The sequence below is a fragment of the Stenotrophomonas sp. YJH_SMC_40 genome (assembly GCF_059368615.1).
Window position 1 is genome coordinate 285,789 of sequence record NZ_JCAFRX010000005.1, and the last position, 14,189, is coordinate 299,977.

The 14,189-nt window shown below is 67.3% G+C and carries 13 protein-coding genes; 2 read left to right on the forward strand and 11 right to left on the reverse strand.

Annotated features, from left to right (window positions below; translation table 11 throughout):
* Positions 1–380: 380 nt before the first annotated feature.
* Positions 381–1,868, forward strand: coding sequence for a glycine betaine/L-proline transporter ProP (proP, locus tag AC5P6X_RS11895; RefSeq protein ID WP_495215471.1), 1,488 nt, complete (start codon positions 381–383; stop codon positions 1,866–1,868).
* Between the two features lie 99 nt (positions 1,869–1,967).
* Here proP and AC5P6X_RS11900 read toward each other — a convergent pair whose 3' ends face one another.
* The 10 genes from AC5P6X_RS11900 to AC5P6X_RS11945 form a co-directional block, all read right to left on the reverse strand.
* Entirely contained in the window at positions 1,968–2,597 is a 630-nt protein-coding gene (locus AC5P6X_RS11900) for an ATPase (protein ID WP_010485380.1), read from the reverse strand.
* Positions 2,598–2,600: 3 nt separating this feature from the next.
* Positions 2,601–2,942 (reverse strand): type II toxin-antitoxin system prevent-host-death family antitoxin, encoded by a 342-nt coding sequence (locus AC5P6X_RS11905; RefSeq protein ID WP_010485378.1) that lies wholly within the window; start codon positions 2,940–2,942, stop codon positions 2,601–2,603.
* A 70-nt stretch (positions 2,943–3,012) separates the two neighbouring features.
* On the reverse strand, positions 3,013–4,608 hold the full coding sequence (locus AC5P6X_RS11910) for a PAS domain-containing HWE histidine kinase family protein (protein WP_495215472.1): 1,596 nt from the start codon (positions 4,606–4,608) through the stop codon (positions 3,013–3,015).
* A gap of 9 nt (positions 4,609–4,617) precedes the next feature.
* A complete protein-coding gene (locus tag AC5P6X_RS11915) occupies positions 4,618–5,022 on the reverse strand; it encodes a response regulator (protein ID WP_019337750.1) in 405 nt (134 codons plus the stop codon).
* A 136-nt stretch (positions 5,023–5,158) separates the two neighbouring features.
* Positions 5,159–6,613, reverse strand: coding sequence for a surface lipoprotein assembly modifier (locus tag AC5P6X_RS11920; protein ID WP_224328206.1), 1,455 nt, complete (start codon positions 6,611–6,613; stop codon positions 5,159–5,161).
* A 90-nt stretch (positions 6,614–6,703) separates the two neighbouring features.
* Positions 6,704–7,468: a Slam-dependent surface lipoprotein gene (locus tag AC5P6X_RS11925; protein ID WP_019659846.1), complete on the reverse strand. Its 765-nt coding sequence runs from the start codon at positions 7,466–7,468 to the stop codon at positions 6,704–6,706.
* A 59-nt stretch (positions 7,469–7,527) separates the two neighbouring features.
* Positions 7,528–8,283 carry a HupA family protein gene (locus AC5P6X_RS11930; RefSeq protein ID WP_495215473.1) on the reverse strand — a complete coding sequence of 252 codons (756 nt, stop codon included), beginning with the start codon at positions 8,281–8,283 and terminating at the stop codon, positions 7,528–7,530.
* A gap of 27 nt (positions 8,284–8,310) precedes the next feature.
* On the reverse strand, positions 8,311–11,430 hold the full coding sequence (locus tag AC5P6X_RS11935) for a TonB-dependent receptor (protein ID WP_495215474.1): 3,120 nt from the start codon (positions 11,428–11,430) through the stop codon (positions 8,311–8,313).
* Positions 11,431–11,613: 183 nt separating this feature from the next.
* Entirely contained in the window at positions 11,614–12,570 is a 957-nt protein-coding gene (locus tag AC5P6X_RS11940; RefSeq protein ID WP_495215475.1) for a FecR family protein, read from the reverse strand.
* 82 nt (positions 12,571–12,652) lie between these two features.
* A complete protein-coding gene (locus AC5P6X_RS11945; RefSeq protein ID WP_010485363.1) occupies positions 12,653–13,156 on the reverse strand; it encodes an RNA polymerase sigma factor in 504 nt (167 codons plus the stop codon).
* Between the two features lie 191 nt (positions 13,157–13,347).
* Here AC5P6X_RS11945 and AC5P6X_RS11950 point away from each other — a divergent pair, with 191 nt between their 5' ends.
* Positions 13,348–13,746 (forward strand): OsmC family protein, encoded by a 399-nt coding sequence (locus AC5P6X_RS11950; RefSeq protein ID WP_019337757.1) that lies wholly within the window; start codon positions 13,348–13,350, stop codon positions 13,744–13,746.
* A 110-nt stretch (positions 13,747–13,856) separates the two neighbouring features.
* Here AC5P6X_RS11950 and AC5P6X_RS11955 read toward each other — a convergent pair whose 3' ends face one another.
* The gene (locus AC5P6X_RS11955; RefSeq protein WP_019337758.1) at positions 13,857–14,186 is read right to left on the reverse strand and encodes a hypothetical protein; all 330 of its coding nucleotides are present in this window, start codon (positions 14,184–14,186) and stop codon (positions 13,857–13,859) included.
* Between the last annotated feature and the right edge of the window lie 3 nt (positions 14,187–14,189).

Genomic DNA, 14,189 nt, shown 5'->3' on the forward strand with positions numbered 1-14,189 from the left:
CGACCCACTACGTGACGGGCGCACCTGTTACGTGGGAAGCACTGCCGACCGGCGCTTCGCTTGCCACGAATGCTCCCGCCCTGCATTTCCATCCCCTCGCGCTGGATCCCGGCGGATGACGCCCGCAGGCGCTCTGCCTGCACCCCCTACGCTGATGTGATACCTGGCCGCTGACTGCGCGGCCGCTGTGATCCCGTTTTCGCGTCTCCGCCCCTGCGGCGGTGCTTTGCCGTGCGCGTGGCGTTGCGCCTGCACACATTCCCCGGCCCCCACGCCGCCTTTCGATGCCCCTGCGCCACTTGCGCCTGCATCGCCGTTTCCGATTTCCGGGACACACCACAGCACCCATTCCCCTATTCCATACCTACAAGGGAGCCCCTATGCAGGACACGCCCGATTCCCATGCCCACTTCGGCTGGTTCAAACGCCGCCGCCACCTGAAGGTCGATGAGATCACCGTCGTCGACAAGCCCATGCTCAAGCGCGCCGTGGGCGCCGCCGCACTTGGCAATGCCATGGAGTGGTTCGACTTCGGTGTCTACGGCTATCTGGCCGTCACCATCGGCCAGGTGTTCTTCCCGTCCAGCAACCCCACGGCACAGGTGATCGCCGCCTTCGCCACCTTCACCGTGGCATTCCTGGTGCGTCCACTCGGCGGCCTGGTGTTCGGCCCGCTCGGCGACCGTTATGGGCGCCAGAAAGTGCTGGCGTTCACCATGATCCTGATGGCGCTGGGCACGTTCTCGATCGGCTTGATTCCCTCCTACGAGCGCATCGGCATCTGGGCACCGGTGCTGTTGCTGCTGGCACGTGTGGTGCAGGGATTCTCCACCGGCGGCGAGTACGGCGGTGCGGCCACCTTCATCGCCGAGTATTCCACCGACCGCAACCGCGGCCTGATGGGCAGCTGGCTGGAGTTCGGCACGCTGGGCGGCTACATCGCCGGCGCCGGAACCGTGACCGCGCTGCACATGCTGTTGAGCAGCGGACAGATGCTGGACTGGGGCTGGCGCATTCCATTCCTGGTGGCCGGCCCGCTGGGCCTGCTCGGCCTGTACATGCGCATGAAACTGGAGGAAACGCCGGCCTTCCGCGCCTTCGCCGAGGAAGCCGAGAAGCGCGAGCACGACCGGCCCGGGCTCGCCGCGCTGTTCCAGGTACATGGCCGCCAGTTGCTGGTCTGCATGGGCCTGGTGCTGGTATTCAACGTGACCGACTACATGCTGCTGACCTACATGCCCAGCTACCTCAGCGTCACCATGGGCTATGCCGAGAGCAAGGGCCTGCTGCTGATCATCATCGTGATGCTGGTGATGATGCCGCTGAACATCGTCGGCGGATTGCTCAGTGACAAGCTTGGCCGCCGCCCGATGATCATCGGTGCCTGCATCGCGCTGCTGGTGCTGGCCGTGCCCTGCCTGCTGCTGATCGGCAGCGGCAACGACTGGCTGATCTTCCTCGGCCTGATGCTGCTGGGCCTGGCACTGGTGTGCTTCACCAGCTCGATGCCGTCCACGCTGCCGGCGCTGTTCTATACCCCGGTGCGCTACAGCGCACTGTCGATCGCCTTCAATGTGTCGGTGTCGCTGTTCGGTGGCACCACGCCACTGGTGACCGCATGGCTGGTGGAACGTACCGGCGATCCGCTGGTGCCGGCCTACTACCTGATGGGCGCGGCAGTGATCGGCCTGGTCACCATGCTGTTCGTGAAGGAGACCGCTGGCCTGCCGCTGCGCGGTTCACCGCCGGCGGTCGGCAGCGACAAGGAAGCCGCCGCACTGCTGAAGAGCGATGTGCCGGTGACGGTGGACCCGAGCCTGCCGCCACTGCCGGAGACTGCGGAGCCTGAGCAGGTAAAGCCCGCCTGAGGCTCGGCGAAGCCGGCGTTGTTGTACGGCCAAGCCCGCGCGCGGCTGCCTTTCGAGGGATCAGCCGAGCGTGGGCTCGGCTCTACAACGTACGCGCCCTCAATCGCGCGCAGCGTTCAACTCCATCGCACGCATCACGATGGGTTTGGCCCAGTCCGGCGTGTGCAGCAGCTCGGCCACCGAGACCGGGTACTGCAGCTGGCCGTGCGCCATCGCCAGCACCGGCAGCGGCTCGACGCAGCCGTCGGCGTCGGCGGGAGCGCTGTTGTCGTAGACATGCAGCTCGGCCAGGTGTGGCAGCAGTTCCAGCAGGTTCTCGCGTGCCGAATCGAAGCGGGCGTGGATCTTCTCCACCGGAATGTCATGGCCGCCGGCGGCCACCCGCGCTGCAACACGGGCAATGTGCAGGTCCACCGTGGCCAGGCCACAGAACCAGATCGCGACGTGATGGTGCTCGCAGGCCTCGCGCAGCAGGCGCGGAATGGTGTTGCCGCCCAGCGTGGTCTCGAAGGCGAAGTCCGTGCCATCAGCCATGGCCTGGCGCAGGCGGCGGGTGCCTTCCTGCCAGGCCTCGGCATTGGCGTCGGGCAGCGGCCAGCCCGCCTCTACCAGGCGGCGGGTGAACGAATCGGGGTTGAACCAGCCCAGCCCTTCGGCTTCCAGCCAGGTTCCCAGCAGCGAACTCTTGCCGGCGCCGTTGACGCCGGCCAGCACCAGGATCCGCCCCATCGGTCAGAGCGGACGGCCGAGGGTGACCTTGCGGCCGCGGCGGATCGGCTGGCCCAGCACCTTGCCCAGCCCCTCACCGCGCTGCAGGCCAGCCAGAGTCTGGTCGAATTCGCCGCGCAGGCGCAGCAGCTCTTCACTGCGCTCACCGGCATCGCTGCCGGCGGCCTTGGCCAGCAGCTCCTGGTAGGTGCGGATGTCCACGATCACCGCTTCGGGGTGGTTGTGGTTGGTGATGACCAGCGCCTGCTTCTCGCGCACGGTACGCATCAGGCTCGGCCAGCCCCGGGTCTTCACCGACGAGGCTGGGGCCTTCTCGAGGCCAGGCAGATCCAGCGGCAGGGTCATGGCACGGCTCCGGGCAGGGTGGATAATGGCCACTATACCCAATTTGGCCCAATTGGGGATAAATGGACCTTTACCTGCCGGAACCGTCCGCCGCCGCGTCCGGAGCATCGGTCTGCAGCAGGCTGTCACGCTCGCGCAGCGGGAAGCGGATCCAGGCATCCAGGCCTTGTGGGCCAAAGCGCAGCTCGCCGCTGCCGGCGAGCTCGTACGGCACGCGCTGCTCGATCAGCGCCCGGCCAAGGCCACGCTGCCGGGGCAGCTCCCAGTCCTCCACGGTGGCATGGCGTTCACACCAGTGCAGCCCCAACCACGGCTGCCCGTCCTGCACCTGCAGGTGCCAGGACACGTCGATCCGGCCGTTCTCATGGGTCAGCGCACCATGCCGCAGGGCGTTGGTCGCCAATTCGTGGATCGCCAAGGACAGCACTTCGGCCGCCTTCGGCGGCAGCAGCACGTCCTCGCCCTGCAGGCGGCAGGCGGCCGCTGCTGGCGTCTGCGCCGCGATCTCCTCATCGATCATGCCACGCAGGCAGACCCCGGCATTGGCGCCACGGGTCAGCAGGCTCTGCGTGCGTGCCAGCGACATCAGTCGCCCGCACAACCGTTCGGCGTATTCATCCACACTGCTGACCGACTCGCGGGTCCGCCAGGCAATGGCATGGATGGTCGACATGATGTTGCGCACCCGGTGCTGCAGCTCCGCCAGCAACACCGACTGGCGCTCGGCGGCACGCTTGAGATCGTCGATGTCCACGGCGATGGCGAACACCCCGCTGACCTCACCATCGCCATCGCGCAGGGGCGCGGCCGCGACCCGGGTCCAGCGCGCGCGGCCATCGTCGTGCAGGTACTGGAACTCCAGCCCCGGCACCACGGTCTCGCCGCGCATCGCACGGGCGATGGCGAAATCCTCCGGCCCGATGGCGCTACCGTCGGCATGCCAGCCACGCCAGCGATGCAGGTTGGCCTCATCGGTGGAAGGCACCTTGCCGCTGGGCAGGTAGGCACGCATCTGGTCGTTGGACAGCAGCATGCGACCCTGCAGATCGACGATGCACAGGCCGACCGGCAGCATCCTGAAGGCCAGCTCCAGGCGTCGCTCGCTCTCGCGCCGCCGTAGTTCCTCGCGCTCGCGCGCGGCCCGCGCCAGATGCGCGGCGGTGGTCTCGAACATGGTCACCAGCACGCCGTTGATGCGCCCTTCCTCACCACGGATCGGGCTGTAGGTGATGGTGAACCAGATGTCCTCCAGACGCCCCCGGCGGACCAGCGGATACAGCTTGTCCTCGAAGGTGAGCGTCTCGCCCTGCCAAACCCGGGTATAGAGCGGCCCGTTGATGTGCCAGACCTCGGGCCAGCACTCGCGGGTCGGCTGGCCGAGTCCACCGGGATGCTTGTCGGCCAGGATCTCGGCATAGCCATCGTTGTAGAGCTGCACCAGCTGCTCGCCCCACAGCACGATCATCGGGAAGCCATGGGCCAGCATCAGGTCGACGGTGGCGCGCAGGTGGGGCGGCCACTGCGCGCAGGCACCCAAGGGCGTGGATGACCAGTCATGGCGGGCGATACGCGCGGCCATGCCATCGTGGCGCGCATGCAGGCGCGGCGCAGGTGGCATCCCGCCACGCAGCGTGGCGGCGTGGATGCCTTCAGGACGGCGCGACATGCCGCGCAATCAGGCGATGCCCGCAGAGACCTGCGGCGCCGCCACCAGCCCGGCCAGCTGCTGTACCAGGGTTTCGATGTGATAAGGCTTGGTACAGCGCGGCGCGCTGGCGAAGCGGCTGGGCAGGTTGTCGTCGTAACCGGAGGTCAGCAGGAAGGGGGTACCCGCCTCGGCCAGCCGATCGGCCAGCGGATAGACCTGCTCACCGCCCAGGTTGATGTCCAGCAACGCCACATCGATGGGATGGGTATCGACCAGCTGCCCCAACGCCTGCAGGTCACCGGCAGGCCCCACCACCTGTGCGCCTTTCAGCTCCAGATAGTCGACCAGGAACATCGCGATGGCGAATTCATCCTCCGCCACCAGTACACGCAGCCCTTTCAGGCCCTCTGGTTTGTTACCCGCTTCCAGCACGACCGGCGCTCCTCGATACACGCGGCCCACCTCTGCCGCAACGCCCGCAGGATGCGCGAACCGGGCTACAAGAGCGCGTGATGATGGATGAAGGTCGCGGCCACGGCGCGTTCACCGCGGCATTGCAACGCCGCGTTCAGAAGGCCCGTTCCCACTTCAGGCTGAGCAGGCTGCGGTCGTGGCTGTACAGCCAGCCGACGTTGCTGTCGATGCGCGCGTAGCGCAGGCTCAGGCTGGGTACCAGCCCGGCCACGGCCAGGCGCTCGCTGCGCACGATGGCGATCAGGTTCTGTTCGTCGTCCTGCCTGCGCGCCTCCAGCAACGGACTCCAGGTGTCGTAGTCGCGCTGGCGGAGCGACACGAATACGGTGGCCGTGGTGCCACTCCACTGCCGCGCCGCGCCCAGCCGCAGGCCGCGCTGGCGGAAGCCGTTGGCCGCGTCGGCTGCGCTGCTGTCGGTGACATCCAGCCCGGCGAAGACCGTCCAGCGTGGATTGAGCGCGCGGAACCAGGTGGCGTACAGCGATGCCAGCTCGCCGTCGTAGTTGCTGGCAAGGCCCTGCTGGCGATAGCGCTGGCGCTTCCAGTCAGCCTCCAGCTTGAGCAGGCTGCGTGCATCCAGGGCGTACTGCCATTCCGCGTGCACGCCGCTGCCGCCCTGCAGCGCATGGTTGCCCAGGGCCTGGTAGTCATAGCTGGGGGCGAGCATCACGGTCTGCCGTGCACTACGCCAGCTGTAACCCGCCTGCACGTTGGCATTGAGCTCGTTGTACGCACTGTGCCCGCGCCATGCCTGGCCGAAGGCGAGACCGCGCACGTACAGCCCATGATGCCCGCCGAGCACCCAGCGCCGTTCCAGGCTGGCGTCGTAGTCGAGGCCCGCCGCGCGCTGGGCGTCCGGCAGTTTCCGTTCGATGATGCAGGCGTCGCCCACGCCGAACAGGCAGGTGCGACTGGCCGAACTGCGGTTGATGTTGTCACTCCATGCCGGGCCGGCGGACAGCGCGCCTTTCCAGCGCTGGCGCGCCTGCAGGGCACTCAGGTAACCGTCCACGCGCGCGCGGACGCCGGCCGTGGCCGGATCATCGGCATTGATGCCTGCAGCGATGGCTGTGAACAGCGCGGCCGCATCGCGATCGCGCTGGTCTTCCGCATAGACACGTGCCAGCTCGAGGCGGGCCGGCAGGAAATCCGGCTGCGCCGCCAGCAGCGCTTCGTACTCCATCGCCGCGCGACGATGGTCGCCTGCCACCCGCGCCAGCGCCCCCTGCGCATAGTGGCGCAGCAGGGGGTCATGCCCCGGCAGTTCGATGTACTCATCGAGGAACGCAGCGGCGGCCTGCCATTGCTGATGCTGCAGAGAGAGGTAAAGGGCCTGGCCAAGATCATCGACGGTGCGCTCCACGCGCAGCGTCTGGCCGTCGATGGTGATGGTCGGCCGCTCCGACTCGGCCTGCTGCAGGCGCTGCTGGTCCTGCTGCTGGTGGCGCAGTTCGGTGCCCTGTTCAAGCACACGACGAAGATCGTCCTGCTGGGCGCGCACCTCGGTGGCAGCCAACAGCAGTACGACAAGGAAGATGGAATGGCGCATGGTCGATCCGTGGTGGTGCATGCAGCGGGCCGAAGCAGGGACTGGCGGATCGCGGCTTGTCCCTGCCCTGCCCCGTCAGGGGCGTGGCGATCAGTTCTTGCTGCCGCCGAAGGCGGTGTCGTACTGGCTGTTGCCGCTGAAGGTGGCGATACCGGCCAGGGTGGCCGCGTTGGCGCCGAAGAACTGGCCCTGGGTGGTGCCGGCAACGCTGCCGTTGGCGGTGGCGGTGCCGGCGAACGAGGCGTTGGCGCTGTTGATGTTGGCGTTGACGTTGATCGACAGGCCGCCACCGCTCAGGCCACCGAGCAGGGTGCCATTGCCGAAGTTGGCGCGGAAGGTACCCGACAGCAGGTTGCTGCCATTGAACTTGTTCAGGCCTGCCACGCTGTAGGTGGCCACGCCGGCCGGCAGCGTGGTGCCGGCACGGTCACCGACGAAATAGACCTGGCGGTTGTTGAAGCCACCAGCGGCGCCATCCTTGGACCACTCACCGAACCACACATCGCCGCTGCCGACCTTGACGAAGTTGAAGTGGCCCATGCCGGAATGGCTGCCCGGGGTACCGGTGATCGGCATGGCCAGTGTGCGTACGGTGACACCATTGACGGTGGTCGGGGCCGAGTAGGCCGCCAGGCCCTGGAAATCGACCGGCTTGGCATTGGACACGGTGCCAACGCCGATACCGGCCTTGCCGGCCGAGTGCGGGCCGCCGTTGACTTCCGACGCACCCACCTTGACGTACAGCTGCGCATCGGTCGCCGGGCTGGCAGCGCCGACGATGTCGGCCGCCTGCGCAGTGCCGGCCAGGGCCAGTGCAGCGGCGACGGCCAACAGGGAACGGTTGATCATTTTCATGGTATTGCTCCTTGGGTTGAGGGAACTACGGGTACAACACAAAAAGGAACGGCGGCGGATCAGTTGCGCTGACCGCCGAAGGACGTATCGAACTGGCTGTTGCCGGCAAAGGTTGCGATGCCGGTCACCGCACTGGCACCGGCGCCGAAGAACTGGCCGCTGCTGGTACCGATGATCGAACCATTGGCGATGGCCGAACCGCTGAACGCACCGGTGGCGCGATCCAGCGTGCCGCTCGCGGCGAGCCTGTATCCGGTCCCGACCAGGCCGGCGATAACGGTGCCGGTATCGAAATTCGCCCGCAGTGCACCTTCCAGCACGCCGCTGCCATCAAAGCGGTTGATGCCAGCCAAGGTGTAGGTCACGATGCCTGCTGGCAGCGAAGTACCGGCACGGTCACCGACGAAGAACACCTGGCGGTGATTGAAGCCCGCCTGCGCGCCGCTGGATGACCATTCACCGAACCAGACATCTGCATTGCCCACCTGCACGAAGCTGAAGTGGCCCACGCCAGCGGTGGCGAACGGCAGGCCTGCGTCCGGGCCCAGCGTGCGGACCGTGGTTGCGCCACGCACCACCGTGGTGGCGTAGGGCACCAGGCTGGCCACGTCCACTCGCGCCGCGTTGGCATACGGCCCCAACGAAACGCCTGCGCGACCGGAACGGTGCGGACCGGCATTGAGTGTCGATTCGCCTGCGTTGATGTAATGGACGCCGTCCTGGGCCGGGCTCTGCCCGCCAGCGATGTCGGCAGCCATGACCGGCATGGAAGCCAGCAGGCCGATCGAAAGTACAAGGGTGCGGGGCTGTTTCACGGTTGATTCTCCCTGTCGAATGCGGACTCAGAAGCGCGCGGTGATGCCAAGCTTGATCGTGCGGCCCGGTGCCGGAAGCGTTGAGCGTGTTGCCGGGTCGACGTAATAGCGGTTGCCGAGATTGCTGCCGACCAGCTCGACGCTGGCGTGCTGGTTGAAGCGCCAGCGGGCGTAGGCATCCACCGTGGTGATGTTTCCCCAGGTGAAGGGCACGTTCTGCCAGAGCAGGCTGCTGCCCCCGGCGATCAGGCGGTCGCGGTAGGCCTGCAGGTCCGGATTGTCGTGCCGCTGGTAGTGCACGATGCGGCTGCCCAGCTCCAGGCGCTCATCGAACAGGCGGGTGCCGAGTGACCAGTTCACCGACAGCTTCGGCGTGGCCTGGGTCAGCAGATAGCCGCTGACGAAGCCATCCTGGACGCAGTTGGGCACCCGCCCCTGGTCCGCATCCAGCCGTACCGCCGAGCTTTCATCGCAGACTTCGTTTTCAAGGATGCGGCTGATGCCCAGATCGGTGAAGAAGCGCCGGTTGTCGAAGCGCGCCTGCAGCTCGATGCCGCGGATGGTCTGCTTGTCGATGTTGTCGAACATGAAGTACGCATCACGCTCGATGACATTGCGGGTCTTGTGCACGTAATAGGCCAGCTTGACGTCGGCATCGGCGGTGTTGCCGAACAGCCCGGAAAGGTTGTGCACGTACCCCAGCTCGTAGTTGTAGGCATGCTCCGGCTTGAGTGGATACAGCGGATTGAGGCTGCTGGAGAACGCAATGGTGCTTTCGAACATGCTGGGGAAGCGCACCGCCTCGCTGTAGCGCAGATAGGCACGAGCGGCCGGGGAGAAACGCACCGTCGCCGAGAACGTCGGCAACCAGGCGTGATCGCGGTGCCGTTCGTTGCGCCCGGCCACCGACTGCATCGCCCCGCCCCCGATCCTGCAGCGGATGTCGGTGCCGAGGACCATCGGCAGCAGCCCGGGGATGGCGGCGACCTGACCGTTGAGGCAGGGATTGGTGGCCCGGCTGTAGTTGCCGTTTGCATCGGGCAACCAGGGAATGCCGTGCTGGACCTCCCTGGGTGTCTCGTACTTGCGCAGCAGGTCGGCCAGCGACTGATCGACGATCCAGCCCATGCCGATGCTGTCCCAGAATTCCCGCTCGCTCTCGAGTGCGTCGATCTCGCCCTGCAGGCTGTCCGGCCGCGGCGGCAGTTCATTCACCCGGTACTGCGCTTCGCGCGGCACGATCGAGGTCGTCTGCAGTTCCGGGTGGGCCTGCAGGAAGTCGTCGAACGCCCAGTAACGGCTGTAACGCACGCCGGCATTGAGGGTCAGGAAGTCGACCGGACGCCATTCCAGCGTGAGGTAGCCCTCGCCCTCCTGGCGACGGCCGGCACGCGGGTACATGCGCCAGCCGTCGGACGGGCCGAAATACGGGTCACGCGAACCGAGCTTCTCGTATTGCCAGTTGCCGCCCACGGTCAGGTCCAGGGTCGAATGCAGGGCGAAGCGGTTGCTCAGGGTCAGGCCGGTCCGGTCGTTGCTCGCATTTGCCAGCGCGGTGTTGCGCAGAATCGGGCTGGCGCCGGCATTCCAGTCCGGATTGCCCGGGGCGAAGTTCGGAAAGCCGCCTGCGGTGTAGGTATCGCTGTCCGTCTCTGTGCGCCACAGGTTGGCGTAGAGGTCCAGCCAGCGGCTGCCGGCCGGCTGGAAGCGGTACTCCAGGTTCCAGGCATCGGACGCAACCCGGCTGAGCGGCCACTGGATGCGCCCATAGTCCGGTGCCGACAGGATGCGCGACGGCATGATCTCGCCGTAGTGCGACAGCGTTCGCCGCCAGGTCGCCTTCAACTGCTGGTCATCGTTGATCTGCCAGCTGCCCTTGACCAGCCAGGACTCCTGTTCGCTGGAAGTATTGGGCACTTCATCGCCGGGCTTGAAGTAGCGCGCCAGCGTGGTGATGTAGTCGATGCCCTGGTACTCGAACTGCTCGCGCCGGTCCTGGTCGTAGTAGGCGCTGCCCTGGGTCCCGGAGAAGTAGTTGCCGCGCTTGCGCCAGGCGTAGGCGGCCATCAGGTCGACGTTGTCGCCACGCACGCCCAGCGCCAGGCGCCAGGCCTGGTCCTCGCCATCGAGGGGGTTGTTGCCACTGCGCGACTTCACCGGCACCACCAGGGTGCGGTCGTCGTAGGGCGAGTTCGGCGAGCCCTGCGGAAACCCCGGCACGGTGCGGTAATCCTCGCCGGTGTGCAGCCGCGGCAGGCGTGGCGCCACCGCATTGCTGCTGCCTTCGATCTTCAGCTCCCCGCCGAAGCGCTCACCCGCTTCCACGATGTCATCGACGTCGATGGTCTTGATCACCAGCGCGCCACCGATCCCGCTGTGCACATCGCGCACCAGCCCTGGCCCCTTGATGACCTGGATGCCACCCATCAGGTTGGGATCGATGTAATTGCGGTTGCTGACGCCGTTGTAGCCGCGCCAGACCGTGAGCGCCTGTTCGCCACCGTCGATGCTGACCGGCACCCGCCCCGGCCCCTGGATGCCGCGGATGTTGATGTCCAGCGCGCCGCTGTTGCGCGCATCGCCACTGAGCACACCGACCAGATCCTTTACCACGTCGGCCGGGTTGGAGCCGCGATAGCGCTCCACCCGGTCGCGCCCCGAATACGCCGTGGTCAGGTCCAGCGCGAACACATCATCGTAGCCGCGCCGATCACGCGCCTCGCCCCCTTCCGACTGCAGGCGGCCGGCCACGTCCAGTGTTTTGGTCACCCGCACCCCTTCCCCCTCACCCGCCTCCGCTGCGGCCCGCAGGCTCCAGGTACCGTCCATGCCGCGCTGTGCACGCACGCCGCTGCCGCGCAACAGCTGCTGCAGTGCCTGCATCTGGCTGTACTCACCACTCACTGCACTGGAGCGGCGGCCCTCCACCAGGTCACTGCGGAACACCACCTGCACATCGGCCTGGCGGCCAAAGGCACGCACGGCGTCGGCCAGGGGCTGTTCCGGAATGGTGTACTGGCGCAACGGTGCGACGACCACCGGTTGCGCCTGCACGGCCGGCACCCAGGCCAGCGGCAGCAATGCGGTGGAGATGGCAAGAGCCAGGACGGTGGCGCGACGATGACAGGCGGATGCAGTGGACGGCATGGACAGGAACTCCTCAAGCGTGGCGGAACCACGGGCACATCCAGTGCCGGTGGCATGTCTGGCTTGAGGAGAAACGGTGTTTCGCTCTGGCTATACCTCTATAGACAGCAGGGCACAGCGAGTGCCCACGGTTTTTTCATGCTTTTTTCCATGTGGCGCGCTGTGCGCTGTGCCGCAGGCACCTCACCACACCACCAGCGCTCCGCCGGGCAAGCGCTGCACACGCAGTCCTGCCTGCGCGGCCACCGCATTGATGGCGGTCTCCGATTGCTGCAGGTGGAACAGGCCACTGACCCGCACGCTCGCGCCCTGCCCGCCCAGTACCCAGACCGGGGCACGCCGGTAGCGCGCCAGGTCGGCGATGGCCTGCGCGGCCGGCTGATCGTCGATCACTACCTCGCCACGCCGCCACGGCGCCATGGTCGCGGTATCTTCCAGCTGCACCGGCTGCAGCCAGCGACCGTCACGGAACACACGTGCCTGCCCGGCATGCAGGCGCTGCACACTGCCATCACCCGGGCGCACATCGACCCCGCCCTCGCTGACCTGGGTCAGGACCGTGGTGTCCTGCATCGACACGCTGAAGGCCGTGCCGATGTCACGGATCTCGCCGCCCGCCGCCTCCACCTGGAACGGGCGCGCCTCGTGCGCTACCTGGAACCAGGCCTGGCCGCGCAGCAGACGAAGGTGGCGCTGCTGGCCATCGAATTCAATCGCCAGTGCGGTGCCGGCGTCGAGTACCGCGATGCTGCCGTCCTCCAACTGCACCATGCGCGGTGCATCGGTGCTGTGCAGGTCACTGCGTGCCAGCAGCAGCGCGTGCGGCGCAGCGGCAACCATCAGGACCACGGCGGCAGCACTGGCCAGCAGCCACGGCAGTCGGCGGCGTGGCGCGATCGGGCGCAGCCCCTGGCGGTCTTCGGTCAGTTCGGGCAGCGCGGCCAGCACCTCCGGCCCGGCGGCATCCAGCCCCCGCCAGAATGCCTGCTGCTGGCGCCAGGCCAGCACATGCTGCGGATCGGCCCGCAGCCAGCGCTGCAGGGTTCGTTGCTGGCGTTCCGGCAGCGGGCCTGCACTGCACCGGATCACCCAGCGCAACGCCTGCCTGGCCCGACGCGGCGAGGGTTCGGACGTGGTCATGGTTGTGGCCTGCCGCACCGCGAACGGGTGCGCTTTCCTGTTGTGACAACGGCGGGCGCGATCTGCCCACGGCAATCGCAGCTCATCGGCGTGTTCCCTGCTGGTGCTGCTGGATCAGCAGCGCCGCGCGCAGCACGTATTTGCCCACCACGCTCTTGGAGATGCCGAGGCGGGTGGCGATCTCGCGCTCACTAAGGCCCAGGTATCGATTGAGCACAAAGCACTCGCGCACCTGCGCCGGCAAGGCAAGGATGGTCTGGGTGATCTCGCGCAGCTGTGCCTGGTCCAGCGCCTGTGCCTCACCGTCGTGGCCTGCATCGGCCATGTCGGTGGCGTACGCGGCCATTGCGCGCCGCTCGCGGGCGTCGGCCTGACTGCGGTTGAGCGCGTGGTGATAGGCCATCCGGTACAGATAGCCGCGCGGCTCCAGGATGGGCGGATCGCCGGGTACGCTGCTGGCCTTCAGGTACAGGTTCTGCAGCGTGTCCTCGGTACTGGCCGGGTCGAGGTAGCGCGCGATGAAGCGAGACAGCGCACGGCGCTCGCGGATCAGCAGTTCGACCAGCGCCAGGGCATTGGGGGACATAGGTGCCAAGGCCGGACCGGGGAATGATGGGCGTGATGGCGACGGTCCGGACGTGGATTGTGGGCTGCCGGGCCGCAGGCGGCAAGCCGCCGCCGCCCACATCATCCATGCAGGGCAGATCCGAGCATGGCTCGACGCCACAGTGGGATTGGCCGAACATGACTCGGCCCTACAGACAACAGGAGATCCCGATGGCCTACGCACGCATTGTTTCGACCGCCGACAACTACCTGCACCACATCAGCAATGGCAGGTTCGATGTGGATGCGGACGAGCCCGCCTCGCTGGGCGGCCAGGGCAAGGGTTTCGCACCGTTCGACCTGTACCTGGCCTCGCTGGCGGCATGCACCGCCATCACCCTGCGCATGTACGCGCAGCGCAAGGGCTGGGAGCTGGGCGAATTCCATGCCGAGCTGCGCTCGGAACGTGACGCGGATGGACGCTTCCACGTGCACCGCGTGCTGCATGCCAGCGCCGAGCTGAGCGATGCGCAGTGGCAGCGGTTGCTGGAGGTGGTGGAAAAGACCCCGGTGACCCTGGTGATGCGCGAAGGTGCACGCATCTCCAGTGAGCGTGGGGCTGCAGCGTAACCCCATCCACGCCTGGCGTGGATCTACAGACGACGCTCGCCGGGCATGGCCCGGCGCTACCGGAGCGGCGCGGGGCCATCGGGTAGCGCCGGGCCATGCCCGGCGGCCACTCAGCGCCGCGAATGCAGCACGGTGCGCTGGCGCATCGCGTTGAATTCCTGCTCCACCTGCTGGATGTCTTCGGCCTGGAACCCGGCCGCATCCAGCAGCTGGTCGGCGGCGGCGGCCGCCAGCGGATCATCGTCGCGCTGGCGCCAGCAGCGCGCCGGCAGGAAATAGCCCACTTCGCTGCGACCGCGCATGATCACCACCGGCCGGCCCGCATACAGCAGGAACTCGGCCAGGTGCTGGCGCAGGCCCTCCACTGAAACATAGGCCGGTCCAACACCCAGCACCTGGCTGGACGGTTCGGGACTCTCGAACAGCTTGCGACGGCTCATCCA

Coding starts and splice junctions, on each gene's coding strand:
- proP (WP_495215471.1), top strand. CDS start 381: ATGCAGGACACGCCCGATTCCCATGCCCACTTCGGCTGGTTCAAACGC.
- AC5P6X_RS11900 (WP_010485380.1), bottom strand. CDS start 2,597: ATGGGGCGGATCCTGGTGCTGGCCGGCGTCAACGGCGCCGGCAAGAGT.
- AC5P6X_RS11905 (WP_010485378.1), bottom strand. CDS start 2,942: ATGACCCTGCCGCTGGATCTGCCTGGCCTCGAGAAGGCCCCAGCCTCG.
- AC5P6X_RS11910 (WP_495215472.1), bottom strand. CDS start 4,608: ATGTCGCGCCGTCCTGAAGGCATCCACGCCGCCACGCTGCGTGGCGGG.
- AC5P6X_RS11920 (WP_224328206.1), bottom strand. CDS start 6,613: ATGCGCCATTCCATCTTCCTTGTCGTACTGCTGTTGGCTGCCACCGAG.
- AC5P6X_RS11925 (WP_019659846.1), bottom strand. CDS start 7,468: ATGAAAATGATCAACCGTTCCCTGTTGGCCGTCGCCGCTGCACTGGCC.
- AC5P6X_RS11935 (WP_495215474.1), bottom strand. CDS start 11,430: ATGCCGTCCACTGCATCCGCCTGTCATCGTCGCGCCACCGTCCTGGCT.
- AC5P6X_RS11940 (WP_495215475.1), bottom strand. CDS start 12,570: ATGACCACGTCCGAACCCTCGCCGCGTCGGGCCAGGCAGGCGTTGCGC.
- AC5P6X_RS11945 (WP_010485363.1), bottom strand. CDS start 13,156: ATGTCCCCCAATGCCCTGGCGCTGGTCGAACTGCTGATCCGCGAGCGC.
- AC5P6X_RS11950 (WP_019337757.1), top strand. CDS start 13,348: ATGGCCTACGCACGCATTGTTTCGACCGCCGACAACTACCTGCACCAC.
- AC5P6X_RS11955 (WP_019337758.1), bottom strand. CDS start 14,186: ATGAGCCGTCGCAAGCTGTTCGAGAGTCCCGAACCGTCCAGCCAGGTG.